1 protein-coding gene is annotated in these 678 nt (G+C 53.4%); it reads left to right on the plus strand.

Going from position 1 to position 678, the window contains the following annotated elements; translation table 11 throughout:
- The coding region (locus tag HMPREF9463_RS11450) for a hypothetical protein (RefSeq protein WP_232219806.1) at nucleotides 1-295 on the plus strand (295 nt) is incomplete at its 5' end.
- Nucleotides 296-678: the final 383 nt, after the last annotated feature.

Raw genomic sequence — 678 nt, forward strand, 5'->3', positions numbered from 1 at the left:
CGCCGCTGACCGGTGGACGGCACCGAGCCGTACGCTTGAACTTGGAAGGGGGAGGCCTCGCGGCCTCCCCCTTTTTGCGTTATATAAACCGACATTTGCTCTATCTGCTTTAGGGGTGTCCGGATTGGCTTTAGTCGAGGGCATCTTTGTCGTCCGCGGTGAGGTAGAGCCGATCTTTGTGCTTATGCCGCTTTCTGGTGGCGCTCAGTCAGCTACAGGGTTCTGTCGCCACGTATATCCGGACGGATCTTTTGCTCCTTATTTCCAGCAAATCAATTCAGGAACGTTGTTTTAATCAAATACACTCCGCCAGCGGGGCTCTATCTAATTGGTGATAGAGCCCCGCTGGCGTTTTATAGGTTTGTTAACGTTGTCCTTCAATTTATTACGGGCTTACTAGCGGAGACTGACGAGGGTATAAAGATGCTATGTCTACAGTGGACAGCAAGATTCCCGAGGTCATACGGTCTGTCCAAGGTTTATGACCATATTTGTGACTCTGAGCAACTCGGAGCCCAGTTAATTCATTTGTGAACAAAATATGGAGTGCGCGATTCCCGCCCCCGGGGCCCCTCCGGTCTGGCAATATATCTCCTTGCCGCGCGGCCCGGTCGGACCGGATCAGCCGCGGGGCGTGCACCTTGAGAACCGGATACTGCGAGGATGGACACACCAGTT

Source organism: Collinsella sp. 4_8_47FAA (assembly GCF_000763055.1).
Lineage (GTDB): Bacteria > Actinomycetota > Coriobacteriia > Coriobacteriales > Coriobacteriaceae > Collinsella.